Below are 15,858 nucleotides of genomic sequence, written 5' to 3' on the forward strand. Positions count from 1 at the left end.
GGGGGGCTAGGACGGAACGTCGAGACGGGTGCCGAGAGCTGCGAGCGCGGCGCGCACCCCTGCGGGAATCGCGTACTCGGGCTCCGGGGCGAAGTGCGGCGTGTGGTTCGACGGCATGTCGCCGGGTTCTCGGCCGGGGCGGTAGGCGCCGAACATCCAGAAGACGAGGGGTACGCCGATCGCGTCGGCGAGCCAACCCACGTCCTCGCTGCCGGTCGCCCGCAGGTCGCGCGCGACGTTGTCCGACCCGAAGACGGCATCGAGAGCCGCCGCCACCTCGCCGGCCTGCTCCGGCGCGTTGAAGCACCGGGGAAAGCGGCTGATCTCCTCGATCGTCGGCTCGGGCGCGCCGCTCGCGCTCGCCTCGGCGGCGATCATGCGCCGGACAGCGGAGAGGACGGTCTCCCGCGTCTGGGCATCCGGCGTGCGGATGTTGAGCGAGAGGGTCGCCTCGTCGGGAATGATGTTCTCCTTGGTGCCGGCATGGAAGGTGCCGACGGTGAGCACGGCCGGGGATCCGGGTTCCACCTGCCGGGAGACGACGGTCTGCAGGCGGGTGACGAGGTGGGCACCGAGCACGATCGGGTCGATGGACTCGTGCGGGCGGGCCCCGTGCGCGCCGCGCCCACGCAGTCGCACGCGCCACGAGTCGCCGAGGTTCATGACGTCCCCGACGCCGATCCGCACCTGGTCGCTCGACAGGGATGTCACGTGCTGCGCCAGCACCGCCTCGGGACGCGGGGCCTTCTCCCACAGCCCGTCGTCGACCATCGCCGCCGCCCCCGCGGCCGTCTCCTCGGCCGGCTGGAAGATCCACACGACGGTGCCGGCCCAGGCGGCCCGGTTCTCGGCCAGCACGCCGGCGGCCGCGAGCGCGACTGTCATGTGGAGGTCGTGGCCGCAGGCATGCATCACCCCGGACACCGATCCGTCCGGCAGTTGGCCCCTGCCGGTGCTCGCGTAGGCCACGCCCGACTCCTCCTGGATCGGGAGCCCGTCGAGGTCCGCGCGGTAGGCCACGACCGGTCCTTCCCCGTTGCGCAGGATGCCGACGACGCCCGTACCGCCGCACCGGAACGTCTCGACGCCCAGGTCGGCGAGTCGTGCCTCGACGAACTCGGCGGTCCGGTGCTCCTGCCCGGACAGTTCGGGATGGGCATGCAGGTGGTGGTAGACGGACAGCGCCGGAGCCAGCCGTCCCGCACTCCAGAGCCGGCTCAGGACGGCACCCGCGGGACGCGCCGTCCGCGCCGACCGGTTCACGCCGTCACCGGGGCCGTGGCCTCGAAGTCCTGCGCCAACTCGTCGAGGGTGGCCGTGACGCTCGCGTCGATGTCGAGTTCGGCACCCGCGATGACGTCGTCCAGATGCGACTCACGCCGGATGCCGCAGATGACGTTGACGGCGTCCGACGACGCGAGGAGGTAGGCGATCGCCAGCGCACCGGGGGTGGTGCCCAGGGACGAGGCGACGGCGGTCAGCCCCTCGACGAGGTCGATGGCCGGTCCGAAGCGGTCGCCGAACAGCGGGTCGTCACGCCGGGAGCCTTCGCGCGCCGGCGGCGCGGACCTGGTGAACGTGCCGGTGAGCAGCCCGTTCGCGAGGGGTGAGTAGGCGTGCAGGGACAGCCCCGTCGACGCGCACAGCGGCAGGATGTCGTTACGTACCTCGCGGGCAAGGAGGCTGTACCTGCGCTGCACGATCTCGATCGCGTCGTGCGCGCGGTAGGTCTCGACGTCCTCGGGAGGACAGTTCGACGCGCCGATCGTGAGGATCTTTCCCTCGTCGCGCAGCGCAATGAGCGTCGCGATCGTGTCCTCGATCGGCGTCATGAACGGTGGCATCGCCGGGTTGTGGGTGTAGTAGATGTCGATGCGGTCGGTGCCGAGCCGGCGCAGGCTCTCCTCCACCTCGATCCGGATGGTCCGCGGACTGAGGTTGCGCTTGACGGCGTGTCCGTCCCACGTGAAGCGGTAGCTGCCCTCGTCGTCGCCCCACCACAGCCCGCACTTGGTCGCGATGATGACGTCATCGCGACGACCGCGGATGGCTTCGCCGATCACCTCCTCGCTGTGGCCGAATCCGTAGACCGGGGCGGTGTCGATGACGTTGATACCGCGGTCGAGGGCGGCGCGTACGGCGCGGACCGACACCGCGTCGTCGGCATCCGGGTAGCGGAATCCGCCGCCGATGCCCATGGCGCCGAAGGTGATCACGGACGCCTTCAGCGAGGTCCGGCCGATCGGGCGGTACTTCATGCGATCTTCCTCTCGAACTAACTCGATCAACGAGATGGGTCGGCCGTCAATTGGGCTGATGGGGTTGTATCGCCCAATTGACGGCGCCCCTACTCGGCAACGGCACGGTCGGCCGATGTCAGGTCATGTCGAGGCGAAGAACCCCGCCGACTCCGACGTTTTCGGCGGCATGCTCCTTGATGATGACCACCACCTTGACGGTGTCGCCCCAGTCGATGGCCTGGACGACATCGTTGAGCGCCTTCACTATCCGTCGCTTGAGCTCCACGCTCTTGCCGGGCGCCGTGTACAGGAAGAACGTGATCTCGTAGCCGTCCTTCACCGTGCAGTTCTCGGGTGGCAGCGGCACGAGGTAGACGCTGCGCATGTGCGGGGGCAACTCGAAAGCTGTCTGCGCCGCACGCCCGATTTCGTCGACGAACGTGGGGAGATCGACCTTGTCGAGCGGGAGATCGGTCATGCCGACGACGCTGACCATGGTGTTCCCTTCCTGGGGGTCGTGGTTCGATGGGCCGGCGAGGACTCAGGGCGTCTTCTTGAGGCCCTTGTAGGTGTTCGCGATCCAGGTCTTGTAGTCCGCGGACTGCATGAACGAGACCGCCACGTCGAGCCAGGCGGTGTTCTCGTAGCCCTCCTTGACGACCCAGAGCGTGCCTCCGTAGGTGCCGTAGACCTCCGGCGTCTCCTCGTAGAGGGCCTTGATCGAGGGGTCCTTCATCAGGTGGACGGTGATCGACGGAGCGGTCATCGCGTCCAGGTCGGGGAACGCTGCGGCCTTGCTGCGCGGGTTGACCTCGACCCAGCGGAGGTTCTTCGGGTTGGCGGTGACGTCGAGGACCGTGGGTGCCTCGACGCCCTCCGCGAGCTCGATGAGGCCGTTGGCGGCGAGGAGCTGAAGCTCGCGGGCGCGGTTCGCGGAGTCGTTGGCGATGCCGATGCGCGCGCCGTTCGGAAGGGCGTCGGCCGAGCCGTGCTTGCTCGAGACGAACTGCACGGCCGTGGTCTGCAGCCAGGGACCGTAGGTGACGAGCGATGATCCGTTGCTGTCCTTGTAGCTCTTGAGGTAGTTGGCGTTCTGGAAGAAGTTGGCGTCGATGCTGCCGTCCTCGGTGGCCCGATTCATGGCGATGTTGTCGTCGAACACCTGGACCTTCATCGTGTAGCCCTGCTCAGCCAGATGCTCGGCCACGAAGGTCAGGTCGGGCTCCTCGCGGGCGAGTACGCCGATCGTGACCGTCTTGCCGTCGCCTCCGGAGTCGGAGCCGGACGAGCAGGCGACGAGGGACACGGCCAGGGCGACGACGGTGAAGAGCGGGATCGCTCTCCTGAGGGGGTTTCGCATGGGGGTGCTGCCTTTCGCGCTGGGCAAGTGATGGGGCTGGGGTTACCGGAGTTTGCGGTAGAGGGCGTTGCCGCCGAGCTGAATGCCGATCACCATGACGACCAGGATGGCGACGGTGCCGTACATGATCTGGTCATTGAAGTTCTGGTAGCCGTAGGTCAGGGCGACGGCACCCAGGCCGCCCGCGCCGATCGTGCCGGCCACCGCAGTGAAGCCGAGCAGCGAGATCACGCCGAGCGTCATCTGCGAGACGACCGCCGGTACCGACTCGGTGACGATGACCCGGAAGGTGATCTGCCGGTCACTCGCGCCGAAGGACCGTGCCGCCTCGATGAGGCTCGGATTGACCTCCTTGAAGGCGCTCTCGAGGAGCCGCGCGATCAGCGGGCTGCCCGCGAACGTGATGGCGAAGACCGCCGCCCACACGCCGATCGACGTGCCGGCTACCAGGCGGGTCAGCGGGATGATCGAGATGGCGAGGATGATGAACGGCACCGACCGCAGCATGCTGATGACGGTGCTCACGATCTCGTGGACCGTCCGGTTGGGTCGAAGCCCGTGCGTATCGGTCGTTACGAGGACCAGGGCGAGCGTGAACCCCACAAGGGTGCACGTGACGAACGAGCCGAGCAGCATGATGATGGTGTCGAGCAGCCCGGGCAGGATGATCCGCTCGAAGAGCTCGGAAAACTCGTACTGGTACATCAGATCTCCTTCCAGTCGGCCCCGAGAGCGGTCAGGCCGTCGCACACCGCGCGGAGATCGGCGTCGGCCACCTGGAGCAGGAACGATCCCGAGACCCGGTCCCGGTAGCGGTCGAGCCCACCCCACGAGATCTCGAACGGCACGCCGGTGCGGATGGCGAGCTGCGACAGCAGGCTGGTCCCCGCGGCGTCCCGCTGGACGACCCGGACGAGCGAGGTGCCGGGCGAGACGTCCGGACGACGACCAGCCTCGCGAATGAAGTCCCCCAGCAACTCCGGGTTCTCCAGGAAGAAGTGCTCGACGGATCCCTCCGCGCGCAGGCGCCCGTCGCTGAGCAGGCCCATCCGGGTGCACACGGACTTCATGACCGCCACCTCGTGGGTCACCACGACGATCGTGAGGCCGAGCTCGCCGTTGATGCGCTTGAGGAGATCGAGGACCGCCTCGGTGATGTTCGGATCGAGCGCGGAGGTGGCCTCGTCGCACAGCAGGATCGTCGGATCGTTCACCAGGGCCCGCGCGATGGCGACCCGCTGCTTCTGCCCGCCGCTCAACTCCCGGGGCAGCGCCTTGAGCTTCTCACCGAGTCCGACGAGGTCGAGGAGATCGCGCACCTTCCGGTCGGCTGCTGATCTGCGTACGCCCTGGCACTTGAGGGGGAAGTACACGTTGTCGTATACGTTCTTGCGCTCCATCAGGGAGAACTGCTGGAACACCATGCCGATTCGGCGGCGGAACTGCGGCAGGTCCCGATCGCTGATGGTACGTATGTCCGTGCCGTCGACGACGATGCTGCCGCTGTCGATCTTCTCGAGCCGGTTGATACACCGCAGCAGCGTGGACTTCCCCGCGCCGCTCACGCCCACCAGGCCAAAGATCTCCCGCTGGCCGATCTGCAGGTTTATCTCGTCGAGCACGACGTGATCGCCGTAGGACTTCTTCAGGTCGCGGAACTCGATCACCGTCGCTGCACTTCCTTCCCACGCTCATTTCAGTCTCGACACCATTCGGAACAGGGCAGGCGACAGCACGCCGGTGTGGTGACTGGCCCCGTGTGCCGGATGACCAGCAAGTTCGCCACGCCGAACCCTACTAAACCTAGCGACCAGGTAGGGTAAGCCTGTGACCCGATTCATAGGCATTAATCCACTATGGACACTTCGCCCCGCCCGCCCTGCCATCGCGCTCATCGGCGCAGGCCCCCGGGGGGTGTCGCTGCTCGAACGGATCGGCGCGAATCTCGCAAACTTCCCCGATATCGACCACCTCGACATACATGTCATCGACGACACCGAGCTCGGTGCGGGTCGTATCTGGCGCACCGACCAAACACGCCAGATGTGCATGAACACCCTCGCGGGGGCCGTGACACTCTTCACCGACGACACCGTGACGATGGCCGGCCCGGTCGCACCCGGACCCACGCTGTTCGAGTGGTGCCGGCTCGCACTCGACACCGCGCACCCGTCGCCGTCGTCGGCGATCCAGGTGGCGGACATCGACCCGGCCCACCGCGCCGCGTTCGCCTCCATCGCTGTCCGCCCGGGCTTCGTCGACGACTACCGCGACGAGCTTGAGGCGATCACGGTCGCATCACATCCAAGCCGATCACTCTATGGCGAGTACATCCGCTGGTGCTTCGAGCGGGCACTCCACACCCTGCCGGAGCGCGTGACCGTTGCCACCCACCTGGCGCGAGCCGTCGGCGTACGCGAGGACGGCGGGCGCCAGCTCGTCGAACTCAGCACCGGTGCGGTGCTCGCGTGCGATGCCGTCGTGGCCGCGACCGGGTGGATGCCGCGCGACCACACCGACGAGGAACACGGTTTCCTGGCGGTGCTGGCCAGGCATTCCGAGATGACATGGGTACGTCCCGACAACCCGATCGACCAGGCCCTCGAAGATGTTCCGGACGGGGCGACCGCGATCGTACGCGGGCTCGGGATGGGCTTCTTCGACACGATGACGCTGCTGACCATCGGCCGCGGGGGGCGATTCGTCGACGACTCGCTGACGCGGGCGGGCGTGCGCTACGAACCGTCGGGACGCGAACCGAAGATGTACGTCACCTCTCACCGGGGCGTCCCGTACCGGGCGAAGTCGCTCTACGGCTCACTGCCGCCCTCGGCACCGCAGCGCTACCTGCGGTCGGTCGACTGGTCGACGATCCCACGTCCCATCGACTTCGACCGTCAGCTGTGGCCGCTCATCGTCAAGGACGCGTTCGTCGACTACTACGAGACGCTTCACCGCGTACGCCCCGAAGCGTTCGCCGCCCCCCTGACCACGGTCCTCGCGACGATCGACACCACCGAAGGCGTGCCGTCGGCACTCGACGCCGCGATAGCGCCACACGTTCCGGACGCCACGGACCGCTTCGACCTGCCGGCAGCGATGTCGCCGGTCCGCGGAGCGTTCCCCAATCCCGAGACATTCACCGACCGGGTCGCCGACTACATGGCCGAGGACCTCACCGAGTCGGCGAAGGGACGGGACAGCGCCATCAAGGCCGGACTGTGGTCGATCAGCGCGGCGCGACAGCTGGCGAACGCCATCGGAACGTTCGGCGGCTTCGACGCCGAGTCGCGCGCGAGCGGCTTCCGCACCCTGCAGGCGTTCGGCGGCATGGTCGGCAGCGGCCCACCGGCCTTTCGCAGCCGCCAGTTGCTGGCCCTCGTGGACGCCGGTCTCGTCAGGTTCATCGGCCCCGCGGCGCACGTCGTCGCCGACGACGAACTCGGCCTCTTCCGCGCCGAGTCGCCCGCCGTCGCCGGTTCCGCCGTCACCAGTCCCGTGCTCATCGACGCGTGGATGCACGCGCACGACGTCACGGCCAGCGCCGACACCCTCACCCACTCGCTCGCGGCGGCGGGCCGCATGCGTCCGTTCAGCGTCCGTGGACGGGACGGACGTCGGCACCGCACCGGCGGATTCGACGTCGACCCCCAGACGGGGCTACTGGTCCATCCCGACGGCACACGCGACACCGCGTTCCACGTCGCCGGCATCCCCCTTGACGAGGTGATGGGCGACACGATCATCAGCCCGATGCCGCGCACCGATCCCACGACGCTGCGGGAGACCGACCGCGTGGCCCGTAGCGCCCTGCGGGTGGCGGCCGATGCCGCCACCTCCGTCCGTACGTCGAGGGGAAACCGCGTTTCGCCGACGTTCAACGGTTGACAATGGCGTCTCCCCAGCTTCCGACTTCAACTGGTCGAGGAGCAGCATCTACTCAGGTGGAGAACAGCTCACTGACCGATTTCGGGTCAGCCAGGGGTCGACAATCCGGCCGACCAACTCTGGCACCCACTCGACGTACTCGACCTCGGCCCCACCAGCATGCCGGGCGTACAGGTAACGACCGGTCGCGCTGGTCGCCTCCGGGGTGGTGACCTCGCCGCCCGAGGCGACCAGCCGGGCGACGACCGCGTCCAGGTCATCGACGATCACGGTGGCGGAGGCGTGCCCGTAACGGGACCGCTCCTCGGGTGGGCCGGCGATCACCAGGAAGTCGCCGACCGCGGCCAACTCGATCGCGTCGAACGCGAACCGCAGATCCGGCTCCGCGCCGACCAGGGTCCGCAGCAACGGCAGCGAGGCGTCGAGGTCGTCCACCCAAAGCCTGGCGTACGTTTTCAAGATGGTCATACCCACCACTCCTGTACGTTGAGGTTTGCCAACCAGACCGTAGGACGATGGCTGCGGATGGGGTAAGTACGCACTTTTTGGTAAGAGGCACACTCGAAGCGAGGAACGGCGAGTGGACGAGTCGTTTCCCGGCACGCCGACGGCGACCGACGTGGAACGGGTGCACGCGGTGGCGCGCGAGGTGTTCGACGTGGTCGGCACCAAGTGGGCGGTACCGGTCATCGAGGCCATCGGCACCGATGCGCGCCGCTTCGGCGAGCTGCACCGGCAGGTCGCCGGCATCAGCCACCGGCTGCTCACCGCCACGCTGCGACAGTTGGAGCGGCACGGGGTGGTCGACCGTACCGTCCATCCCACCGTGCCGCCACGCACCGAGTACCGGCTCACCCCCGCAGGCCGAGAGCTGCACAGCACGATCAACGGCTTCTGTCGGTGGAGCCGCCACCACCTGGACGAGATCCTTGCCGCACGCCACCGGTTCGAGCAGGCTTGACACCCGCAGACCGATTACACCGCGTTACTCGGACACCCACGGGTGGCTTACGGTCGGCGTCGAGCCTGGCTACGGTGCTGGCCCGTTGACGTGGAGCGTACGGCGGGATGGACGTGGGTGGTGGTGTTCGGTGAGCACGCACCACCCGTTGAGGTCACCGTCCCGTCGGTCCTACCGGAACGTCACCGCGCAGCGTGATGCGGTGCATGACGCGGCGCTGGTTGCCGTAGTCCCGGTTGGCGTAGTGCGCCGTGCTGCGGTTGTCCCACATGGCCACGTCGCCCGGCTGCCAGCGATGCCGCACGATGTGTTCAGGCTTCGTCAGGTGGGCGTAGCACTGGGCGCGGGCCGGTAAGCCAACCCCGACGAGACACCAGATCAGAGGACGCGATGGAGACCGCCGCTAAACTCGCTGTACTGATCGATGCGGACAACGCCCAACCGGTGGCCGTGGAGGCGTTGCTGGCCGAGGTCGCCAAGTACGGCACGGCCCATGTCAAGCGCGCCTACGGCGACTGGACCGGCACCAGCCTTCGAGGTTGGAAGGACATGCTGCTCGCCCAGTCGATCCAGCCGATCCAGCAGTTCGCCTACACCACCGGCAAGAACGCCACCGACTCGGCGTTGATCATCGACGCGATGGACCTGCTGTACTCCGGACGCTTCGACGGTTTCTGCATCGTGTCCAGCGACAGCGACTTCACCCGCCTGGCGTCGCGGCTACGCGAGTCCGGGCTCACGGTGTACGGCTTCGGCGAACGCAAGACCCCGAAGCCGTTTGTCGCCGCCTGTGACAAGTTTGTCTACACCGAGAACCTGAACTACACCGGCAGCCCCGCCCCGACGGACGTCGCGCCGACGAAAGCCACCCCGACCGCCGCCCAACTCAAGGGCGACACCGCCCTTGTCGTCCTTCTGCGCAACGCGGTCGAGGCCGCCTCCGACGACGACGGCTGGGCGCCCCTGGCCAGCGTCGGCAACATCATCCTCAAACAGCGCCCCGACTTCGACCCTCGAAGCTACGGCTACGGCAAACTCAGCGACCTTGTCACCGCCACCACCCTGTTCGACATGGAGCGCCGCATCCCCGGCGGCGGCAAGCCCGGCGTCATCTACGTCCGCGACAAACGCCGGCCATCAGCAAGCACTCCGAAATCGCGCGTAGCCCCGGCGACCGACAGCGCCTTGCCCTCGACGACCGCCGGCTGAACGCAGAAATCAGTCTTCGAGATCGTGCCTGCCGCGGGTCGTGGCGCTCGGCCTCGACGACGCCTCACTCTGGGTCGGCTTCGCACTGCCCTCAACGTCGCGGTACGCCGCCAGCTCGTGGTGCGCAACGCCGCGGCGTTCGTGACCATCCCCCGGAACGCAGCCAAGGCCGCCCTCGAAGCACAGGCCGCCCGCAAGCCCTGGACGCAGGAAGAGGTGAAGACCTTCCTAACCGGCATCACGGACGAACGCCTGTACGCCGTCTGCCTTCTGTCGCTGATGGGCCTACGACCCGCAGAGGTGTGCGGGCTGCGATGGTCCGACATCGACTTCGAGGCCGGCACGATCGCGGCCGGCGACAACACGCGAACGCTCGTTGACGGCGAGATTGAGGAGAAGGAGGCCAAGTCGGCAGCGGGCAGACGCGGCCTGCCGATGCCGGCCACGGTGATGAAGGCGCTGAAGGCCTTTCACACCAGGCAGAAGAAGAATCGCCTCCAGGCCAGCGACGCCTACATCGCCAGCGGCTACGTCCTGGTCGACGAACTCGGCCGACCGCAGCGCACCGACTGGCTGCGCCGCCGGGTGTACGAACTGATGGCCAAGCTCGGGATGCGCAAGGTCCGGCCGTACGACGCCCGGCACGCCTGCCTGACGCACCTCGCCGGGGTCGGCGTACCCGACGTCGTGCTCGCCGCCTGGGCCGGCCACTCGGACGGCGGCGCGCTGGCCAAGCGGGTCTACGTCCACCCCGACAGCAGCCACCTCAGGGTGGCCGCCGACCACCTCGAGACAGGCCTGTTCGGGTGACGCCAGGACTGCGGATTTCAACAGTACGGGCGTACGTGATTAATTGTGAGACGAAACAGCGAGAGAGCCCTGATCCACGTAGGTGAATCAAGGCTCTGACCTGCTCAAACTTTGTCGGGACGGCCGGATTCGAACCGACGACCCCTTGACCCCCAGGACGAACCGCCACACGTCCACGCACGTCACGCACGCTATGCCCACGGTCAAGCTGTTCGGCGGAAGGCCCAACGTCCAGCATCACGTATGACGTGTGGTCCCCACCTGGTCCCCAGGCCAGGTGGGGGCAGGTGGCAAACCCTGATGCGGTGCGGCAGCCGGCGCCAGCCCGCGTGAGCCTCAACCACCTCTGCGGTAGCTACGCCTGCTGCCCGGCTGTCCGAACGCGCTGCACGGGGGTGTACGCCTCGTGACGAGGGCACAGCGAGATGTGGTCCACTGTGGTGATGTGCAACACCGGCGCTTGCTCTTCGTGCTCGTCACCTTGCTACTGGCGCTTGCAGCGCCAGTCATCGCCACGCTGGGAAGCGTGCTTGAGTGAAGGAAGTAGATAGGATGCAAATTCACAGCTTCCACGTAGAAGGCCTGTTTGGCAAAATATCGCATACAATCCACTTCTCCGGCGACACTCCCGTTACCATCATCGCGGGACCCAATGGAATCGGCAAGACTCACATCCTGAAATTGATAACTGCAATCCTGGAGGCGGATGGGCAGACCATCGCAGATATCCCCTTCGCTCGGGCAGTCCTCAAATTCTCAGACGGAAGAAGCCTGGCCGTATCGAGGCGAAAAACCGACGTGGAAATCACGGGCTTCAGCCAAGGGAGCCGCGTACTTGGAGTGCAGATTTTATCCACGGGAGTAGCTGATCTATGGCATGGAGTTAAGCGCCCTCCCGGCCCTCCGAATCTCCCAACTGCCATCTCGGACATGTCGTCACTCAACCAACTCAATCTCTTCGAGGCTCTATTTGACGAAGCCAACCACTACTCTCACAGCACAGATTTGTTTGACAAATTCCGAAGAGCCAGAAAAGAACATCCCCGCTGGCTTACTGAAATTCTCTACGGCCGAGCCCCGATCCTGATTGACACAAAGCGGCTCGACACGCGAATTCAATCAAGCGATCGTCCTCAAGAACCGATCCGCTCACGCATCGACGAATATATTGAGCAGGTGAGAGTTCAGGTTACTGAAGCTCGCGCAGCCTCCCTGGCGGCGTCACAGGCAGCGGACCGCAGCTTTGCCAAGCGCGTGCTTGAGCGATCCGGGCGCGCGATCCGAGAGCAAGATCTTAAGCACCGCTACGAGGAGATCGCGGAACAAAACGCCGAACTGTACAGAAGCGGCCTATCGGAAGCACAGGTTGATGTCAAGTTTCCTTCGAATGACACCGACCCGACAGAACGCAGAGTCCTAGCCCTTTTTATCGAGGACTGGCGAAACAAGCTAGCCCCCCTTCTTCCCGTCAATGATAAGCTGAAGATTCTACGTCGGATCATCAACGATAAATTTATCGAGAAGAGCCTCCGTCTCGACAAGTCGGGGGGCTCGCTTTTACCACTGGCAGCGAAAATGAGATAATCCCGGTAAATTTGCTATCATCGGGCGAACAGCACATTCTCGCACTATTCACAATGCTACTATTCTCAACGAGTCCGGGCTCTATCGTTCTCATCGATGAGCCGGAGATATCTTTGCATGCAGCCTGGAAGCACGCCTTTCTGACAGACATCACCGACGTCGCCGCAATCGCCAATTTGCAAGTTGTACTAGCCACTCACTCAAGCGGCATTATCAACGGCCGCTGGGACCTGGTGCAGGAGCTAGCAATCATGGGTCGTGGTGAGGGATGAACGGTTCTCTCCGCGACTACGACCGGCCCGCAGACCGCATTCGTCAACATCGGCAAGCAGATTCCCGGCCGGTTGTCGTGGTAGAGGGCCCGTCAGACGCTCGCCTAATACGTGAGGCGTACTCGGGTGCGTACGCATCGTTTCCGACCGGCACTCGCTCTACCGCAATCGAGGCCGCACTCAAGCTTCATGAATGGAAGATGCCGAACTTCGCGTGTATTGTCGACCGAGATTTCAGCAACGACTTGGAGGAATACGAGTCCGGGCCCCTGCCGCTGCACCCATACGAAAATGCCGACCTCGAAGCGATGCTTACCAGGATGAACGCATTCCGCGCACTTCTTCTCGAACTAGGAAGCGAAGATAAGATTGTTTACATGGGAGGGGCGGAAGCAGTCACTTGCATTCTTCAGGACATCGTCGCCCCCATTACCCGGCTTCGCGCAGCCAATGCCGCAATGGGATGGGGGTTGGCATTCGACAAAGTTGACCTCGCGGATAAGATCGATATCCGCACCCTATCCCTCAACCTTGACGGCTATTGCTCGGCGCTGATCTCGAAGAACCCCGACCCTCCCCCCAAGCAAGTTCTCCTTTCCTTTGCGACCGGCAGAGCCAAACTTCCGTACGAGCCGAAATGCCCACGCGGGTCTAACCCTTACTATCGTGGTCGAGATTTACTCGCCGCCGCAGGCGTCGCCCTTCGAAAGAAAATCGGCTCCTGCGATAAATCGACTACCGGCAGCGAGCACCTCGCCCGAATATTGCGGGCAATCGGATGCCAACAGTTCGCAAACTCCACCTGGAGCGAGGAGTTGCAGGAACTACTGAGCTCTAACACCTAACCCGCACAATCGATTCCACCGGCAAGTCGCCAAGCAAGCATCTCTGGTGGTATTAGCCCGCCAGCAGTACCGCCGGCTGATGACTAGCCGGCCAGCCGGCATGATGGGCACATGCGTCTGCTAGTGCTCGGGGTGCTTGCCTTGGTGGCCCGTTCGGCGCACCGGGCAGAAGTCGGGGCCGCAACGTCACCACCACGGCCCCAACTCGCCAGCATTCCGCAATGCGACTTATACAAGACTCGCTATATAGACAATGGTGGCGTCATCGCTTTGCTTATTTCGTGGCCACTTAAACCCAACGGGATCGGACAACTCAAGCTGACGCACTCGGCGCAGCACTTCGCTCGGCCCTTGGCTTTCCAGCAGTTCCAGCATGCTATTCCAGCTAGCCTCATTGAACATTCGGACAAGCCGCGCCGCACCATCGGTTAGCACAATTGATCGATTTATGCTGTCGACTGCCACCTTGCCAATAAGGGCATGGTCGACGGTAGCCGGGTCGGCAGCGGCAACCCAAAATCCACCCGGGGCATTCCGTGCAGCCAACTCGGCATGCTTCATTCTGATGAGCGCCTCAGCCTTCTCTGCGGACCCAATGGGGTATGCATCCGCGGCCCGTCGCTCTAGTTGTGCAGTCTTATCCACCCGGTCATCAATGATGACAGTTAGGTCCGAATCGGCATCAAGGATGATACCCACGTCTCCGAGCACCAGATATTCAAGATGACTCTGGTTTCGGCGGAGAACTGCCACGGCAGCCGAGGGGGTGCCGGGGCTAGTTAGATCACACTCTTGGTGCTGGTTGGCAACATGCTCGATCGCTGCGGCCAGTGCCGCCTGCAGCGTCATTGAAGCGTCACTAGCCTGTGCAGACAGCGATGCGCCAAGTTGGGCCGCATACCAGGAAACGCCGTGGACGCAGCCTGTATCGGTGCGTGCTGTAGCGCCGTCCAGCACTACGACCACGTTCGGCGAGGCTGAAAACCAGTCCTCGTTGAGTTTGTCTGCCTTGGATGGTTCGGACGCTGCAAGGATGCGCATCATCGCTCAGCTTTCGTGCCGGTAGAGTGGCGTCACACGCTCACATGCAAGGATTTTCCTTGGGTTGTTGGCGTCGTATTCGCAGCGGATGATGGTCGAAAACCGGCGGTTCTTCAATTCTTTGTGTAGCTGAGCGAGATTGTCGGCGACGAACTGTGCAGCGCCGAGTGTTCCTTGGGCGTGGGTGCCAGCAAGATAAAGGAACGACCCCTTATTGTCGGGGCGTGGCAAGCGGCCAATGTAGCCGTAATCTGCCGAATGGCCATCATCCCGAGGTGACCGATATTCCGTCTCGCCATCCATGAGGTACCAGCCGCGATCATCCGATGCAAAGCGGACGTGGGGATCGGATTCCATCACCTGGCCGACAAACGGCAGTAGGCGTGGCGAGGTGAGAACGATGAGATTCGGACGGTTGAGATGCACAAATCCGGGCGGCGGAACTACCTCGTAGCTTGCGTCCAATCCGACGCTCCTAGCTAGCTCCGCTAGAGCGTTGTAAGCCGCAAAGCTTTCAGCCGAGAGCACGTCTCCGGGGTCGCGGCGGCCTGCTTCCTGTTTGCCGCCGATTGCGACCGTCAACCGGCCCGTGCCGAGGAATGCGCGTTCGGGCCGCGTTCCGGCGGATAGTAGCTGAGAAACCCGCGATCGAGACATCTCTAGCAGCTCGGCGATTTGCGCCTGCGTCATGCCGCCCGCCAGTAGCTGCTCAAGCGCCTCACGGCGAATCCGCGACAGTTCGCCGATCGCCGCTTGGTAGTCATCGATCAGCCCGTGGGCTGCCCGCGCGCGCTCACGAGCATCACCCACGCCTGCCACCGATGCAGGGTCCTTCACCCTGGGCTCCCTTCGTCAAGGGGGCTAACTCTACCGGAGGCCGCTTGACCGGCCCAAACACTGCCGGGATCAGCAACCCCGGCCAACATCCATGTTAAGGGGGGTTGACGACGGCTAGTCGCGCATGCTCAACTGTTCGCCACCAGCCCCCTGAACGGGGACGTTAAGGGGGCTGAACAGCCGGTCAGACGCCGAGGAAGGCAGCGCTCCGCGCTGCGCGCCTACGGACTGCCGTGCAGCTGTTCATTGACAACACATGGGCCGTCACCTCCCCGGAAAAGGTGGCCACCGCACGGCCAAGGTCCGTGCATCTCATCCCTGTCATGGCACGGCGGCGCGGGTCGTTCCTGGTCCGCACCGCCGGCCTTTCCCGCTACAGCAACTCAACCGGAGGTTTCCGTGAGGAAGCGCCTCGCCCTTGTCACCGCCGAGCCGTCCGCCGCCGACCTGGCTGCGATCGAGGCGGAATGGCCGCTGATCGCGGCCGAACTGGACGTGCTCGACGCCGAGATCACCCTGCTCTACGCCGAGGACCACGGCGGGCCGACCGTCCTGGACTGGCGGCGACTGCGCCGGGCCGAGTCCCGTGTCACTCGCGCCGCCGCCGAGGTGACCGCCCGGCAGTCCGCGCACGTCTGCGAGCCGCACACGCTGCGCGAGGTGCGGCTGACGACCGAGTGCGACTACGGCTGCAAGGTCATGGCCTGCCGCGACTGCGGCGCGGAGCAGGTCACGCACTGGTCGGCGTACGGCTGCCCGGCTGGCAAGCCCGTACACCGCATCGCCTGACACCCCATCACCGGAAGGAGCC

At 65.1% G+C, this 15,858-nt stretch carries 18 protein-coding genes; 8 read left to right on the forward strand and 10 right to left on the reverse strand.

Going from position 1 to position 15,858, the window contains the following annotated elements:
• Window positions 1–6 precede the first annotated feature (6 nt).
• From GA0074692_RS13800 to GA0074692_RS13825, 6 genes are all read right to left on the reverse strand, one after another.
• Entirely contained in the window at window positions 7–1,263 is a 1,257-nt protein-coding gene (locus GA0074692_RS13800; RefSeq protein WP_218106664.1) for an amidohydrolase, read from the reverse strand.
• A complete protein-coding gene (locus tag GA0074692_RS13805; RefSeq protein ID WP_091644544.1) occupies window positions 1,260–2,258 on the reverse strand; it encodes an aldo/keto reductase in 999 nt (332 codons plus the stop codon). The genes GA0074692_RS13800 and GA0074692_RS13805 overlap by 4 nt, the downstream gene beginning before the upstream one ends.
• 118 nt (window positions 2,259–2,376) lie before the next feature.
• Window positions 2,377–2,736 (reverse strand): tautomerase family protein, encoded by a 360-nt coding sequence (locus GA0074692_RS13810; RefSeq protein WP_091644547.1) that lies wholly within the window; start codon window positions 2,734–2,736, stop codon window positions 2,377–2,379.
• 45 nt (window positions 2,737–2,781) lie between these two features.
• The gene (locus GA0074692_RS13815; protein WP_091644550.1) at window positions 2,782–3,600 is read right to left on the reverse strand and encodes a MetQ/NlpA family ABC transporter substrate-binding protein; all 819 of its coding nucleotides are present in this window, start codon (window positions 3,598–3,600) and stop codon (window positions 2,782–2,784) included.
• Window positions 3,601–3,642: 42 nt separating this feature from the next.
• Window positions 3,643–4,305, reverse strand: coding sequence for a methionine ABC transporter permease (locus GA0074692_RS13820; protein WP_091644553.1), 663 nt, complete (start codon window positions 4,303–4,305; stop codon window positions 3,643–3,645).
• On the reverse strand, window positions 4,305–5,267 hold the full coding sequence (locus tag GA0074692_RS13825) for a methionine ABC transporter ATP-binding protein (RefSeq protein ID WP_091644556.1): 963 nt from the start codon (window positions 5,265–5,267) through the stop codon (window positions 4,305–4,307). The genes GA0074692_RS13820 and GA0074692_RS13825 overlap by 1 nt, the downstream gene beginning before the upstream one ends.
• 160 nt (window positions 5,268–5,427) lie before the next feature.
• Between GA0074692_RS13825 and GA0074692_RS13830 the strand changes: the two genes are divergently transcribed.
• Window positions 5,428–7,488: an FAD/NAD(P)-binding protein gene (locus tag GA0074692_RS13830; protein ID WP_091644558.1), complete on the forward strand. Its 2,061-nt coding sequence runs from the start codon at window positions 5,428–5,430 to the stop codon at window positions 7,486–7,488.
• Window positions 7,489–7,536: 48 nt separating this feature from the next.
• Here the strand turns inward: GA0074692_RS13830 and GA0074692_RS13835 are convergent, their stop codons facing one another.
• Entirely contained in the window at window positions 7,537–7,956 is a 420-nt protein-coding gene (locus GA0074692_RS13835; protein WP_091644561.1) for a VOC family protein, read from the reverse strand.
• Window positions 7,957–8,068: 112 nt separating this feature from the next.
• On the opposite strand from GA0074692_RS13835, the gene GA0074692_RS13840 reads away from it, so the two are divergent.
• Window positions 8,069–8,449, forward strand: a complete 381-nt coding sequence (locus GA0074692_RS13840; protein WP_091644565.1) for a winged helix-turn-helix transcriptional regulator — start codon at window positions 8,069–8,071, stop codon at window positions 8,447–8,449.
• 154 nt (window positions 8,450–8,603) lie between these two features.
• Here the strand turns inward: GA0074692_RS13840 and GA0074692_RS13845 are convergent, their stop codons facing one another.
• Entirely contained in the window at window positions 8,604–8,831 is a 228-nt protein-coding gene (locus GA0074692_RS13845) for a TauD/TfdA dioxygenase family protein (RefSeq protein ID WP_281199118.1), read from the reverse strand.
• Between the two features lie 8 nt (window positions 8,832–8,839).
• Here GA0074692_RS13845 and GA0074692_RS13850 point away from each other — a divergent pair, with 8 nt between their 5' ends.
• From GA0074692_RS13850 to GA0074692_RS33985, 5 genes are all read left to right on the forward strand, one after another.
• Entirely contained in the window at window positions 8,840–9,658 is an 819-nt protein-coding gene (locus GA0074692_RS13850) for an NYN domain-containing protein (RefSeq protein WP_091644568.1), read from the forward strand.
• 117 nt (window positions 9,659–9,775) lie between these two features.
• Window positions 9,776–10,468: a site-specific integrase gene (locus GA0074692_RS13855; protein WP_218106665.1), complete on the forward strand. Its 693-nt coding sequence runs from the start codon at window positions 9,776–9,778 to the stop codon at window positions 10,466–10,468.
• Window positions 10,469–11,002: 534 nt separating this feature from the next.
• Window positions 11,003–12,052, forward strand: coding sequence for a hypothetical protein (locus GA0074692_RS33980; protein ID WP_141725284.1), 1,050 nt, complete (start codon window positions 11,003–11,005; stop codon window positions 12,050–12,052).
• An 11-nt stretch (window positions 12,053–12,063) separates the two neighbouring features.
• A complete protein-coding gene (locus tag GA0074692_RS36955) occupies window positions 12,064–12,324 on the forward strand; it encodes an AAA family ATPase (protein ID WP_218106666.1) in 261 nt (86 codons plus the stop codon).
• 200 nt (window positions 12,325–12,524) lie between these two features.
• Complete coding sequence (locus GA0074692_RS33985) at window positions 12,525–13,169, forward strand: hypothetical protein (protein WP_141725285.1); 645 nt, start codon at window positions 12,525–12,527, stop codon at window positions 13,167–13,169.
• Window positions 13,170–13,397: 228 nt separating this feature from the next.
• Here the strand turns inward: GA0074692_RS33985 and GA0074692_RS13865 are convergent, their stop codons facing one another.
• Entirely contained in the window at window positions 13,398–14,213 is an 816-nt protein-coding gene (locus tag GA0074692_RS13865) for a protein phosphatase 2C domain-containing protein (RefSeq protein WP_342672840.1), read from the reverse strand.
• Between the two features lie 3 nt (window positions 14,214–14,216).
• The gene (locus GA0074692_RS13870; RefSeq protein ID WP_091644581.1) at window positions 14,217–15,047 is read right to left on the reverse strand and encodes a sigma factor-like helix-turn-helix DNA-binding protein; all 831 of its coding nucleotides are present in this window, start codon (window positions 15,045–15,047) and stop codon (window positions 14,217–14,219) included.
• Window positions 15,048–15,446: 399 nt separating this feature from the next.
• Between GA0074692_RS13870 and GA0074692_RS13875 the strand changes: the two genes are divergently transcribed.
• The gene (locus tag GA0074692_RS13875; RefSeq protein ID WP_091644585.1) at window positions 15,447–15,836 is read left to right on the forward strand and encodes a DUF6284 family protein; all 390 of its coding nucleotides are present in this window, start codon (window positions 15,447–15,449) and stop codon (window positions 15,834–15,836) included.
• Window positions 15,837–15,858 lie beyond the last annotated feature (22 nt).

The organism is Micromonospora pallida (assembly GCF_900090325.1).
In the GTDB taxonomy this organism is placed as follows: domain Bacteria; phylum Actinomycetota; class Actinomycetes; order Mycobacteriales; family Micromonosporaceae; genus Micromonospora; species Micromonospora pallida.

Excerpts from the sequence above, each read along its gene's own strand:
- GA0074692_RS13805 (WP_091644544.1), bottom strand. The coding sequence starts at position 2,258 with ATGAAGTACCGCCCGATCGGCCGGACCTCGCTGAAGGCGTCCGTGATC.
- GA0074692_RS13810 (WP_091644547.1), bottom strand. The coding sequence starts at position 2,736 with ATGGTCAGCGTCGTCGGCATGACCGATCTCCCGCTCGACAAGGTCGAT.
- GA0074692_RS13815 (WP_091644550.1), bottom strand. The coding sequence starts at position 3,600 with ATGCGAAACCCCCTCAGGAGAGCGATCCCGCTCTTCACCGTCGTCGCC.
- GA0074692_RS13820 (WP_091644553.1), bottom strand. The coding sequence starts at position 4,305 with ATGTACCAGTACGAGTTTTCCGAGCTCTTCGAGCGGATCATCCTGCCC.
- GA0074692_RS13835 (WP_091644561.1), bottom strand. The coding sequence starts at position 7,956 with ATGACCATCTTGAAAACGTACGCCAGGCTTTGGGTGGACGACCTCGAC.
- GA0074692_RS13850 (WP_091644568.1), top strand. The coding sequence starts at position 8,840 with ATGGAGACCGCCGCTAAACTCGCTGTACTGATCGATGCGGACAACGCC.
- GA0074692_RS33985 (WP_141725285.1), top strand. The coding sequence starts at position 12,525 with ATGCCGAACTTCGCGTGTATTGTCGACCGAGATTTCAGCAACGACTTG.
- GA0074692_RS13865 (WP_342672840.1), bottom strand. The coding sequence starts at position 14,213 with ATGATGCGCATCCTTGCAGCGTCCGAACCATCCAAGGCAGACAAACTC.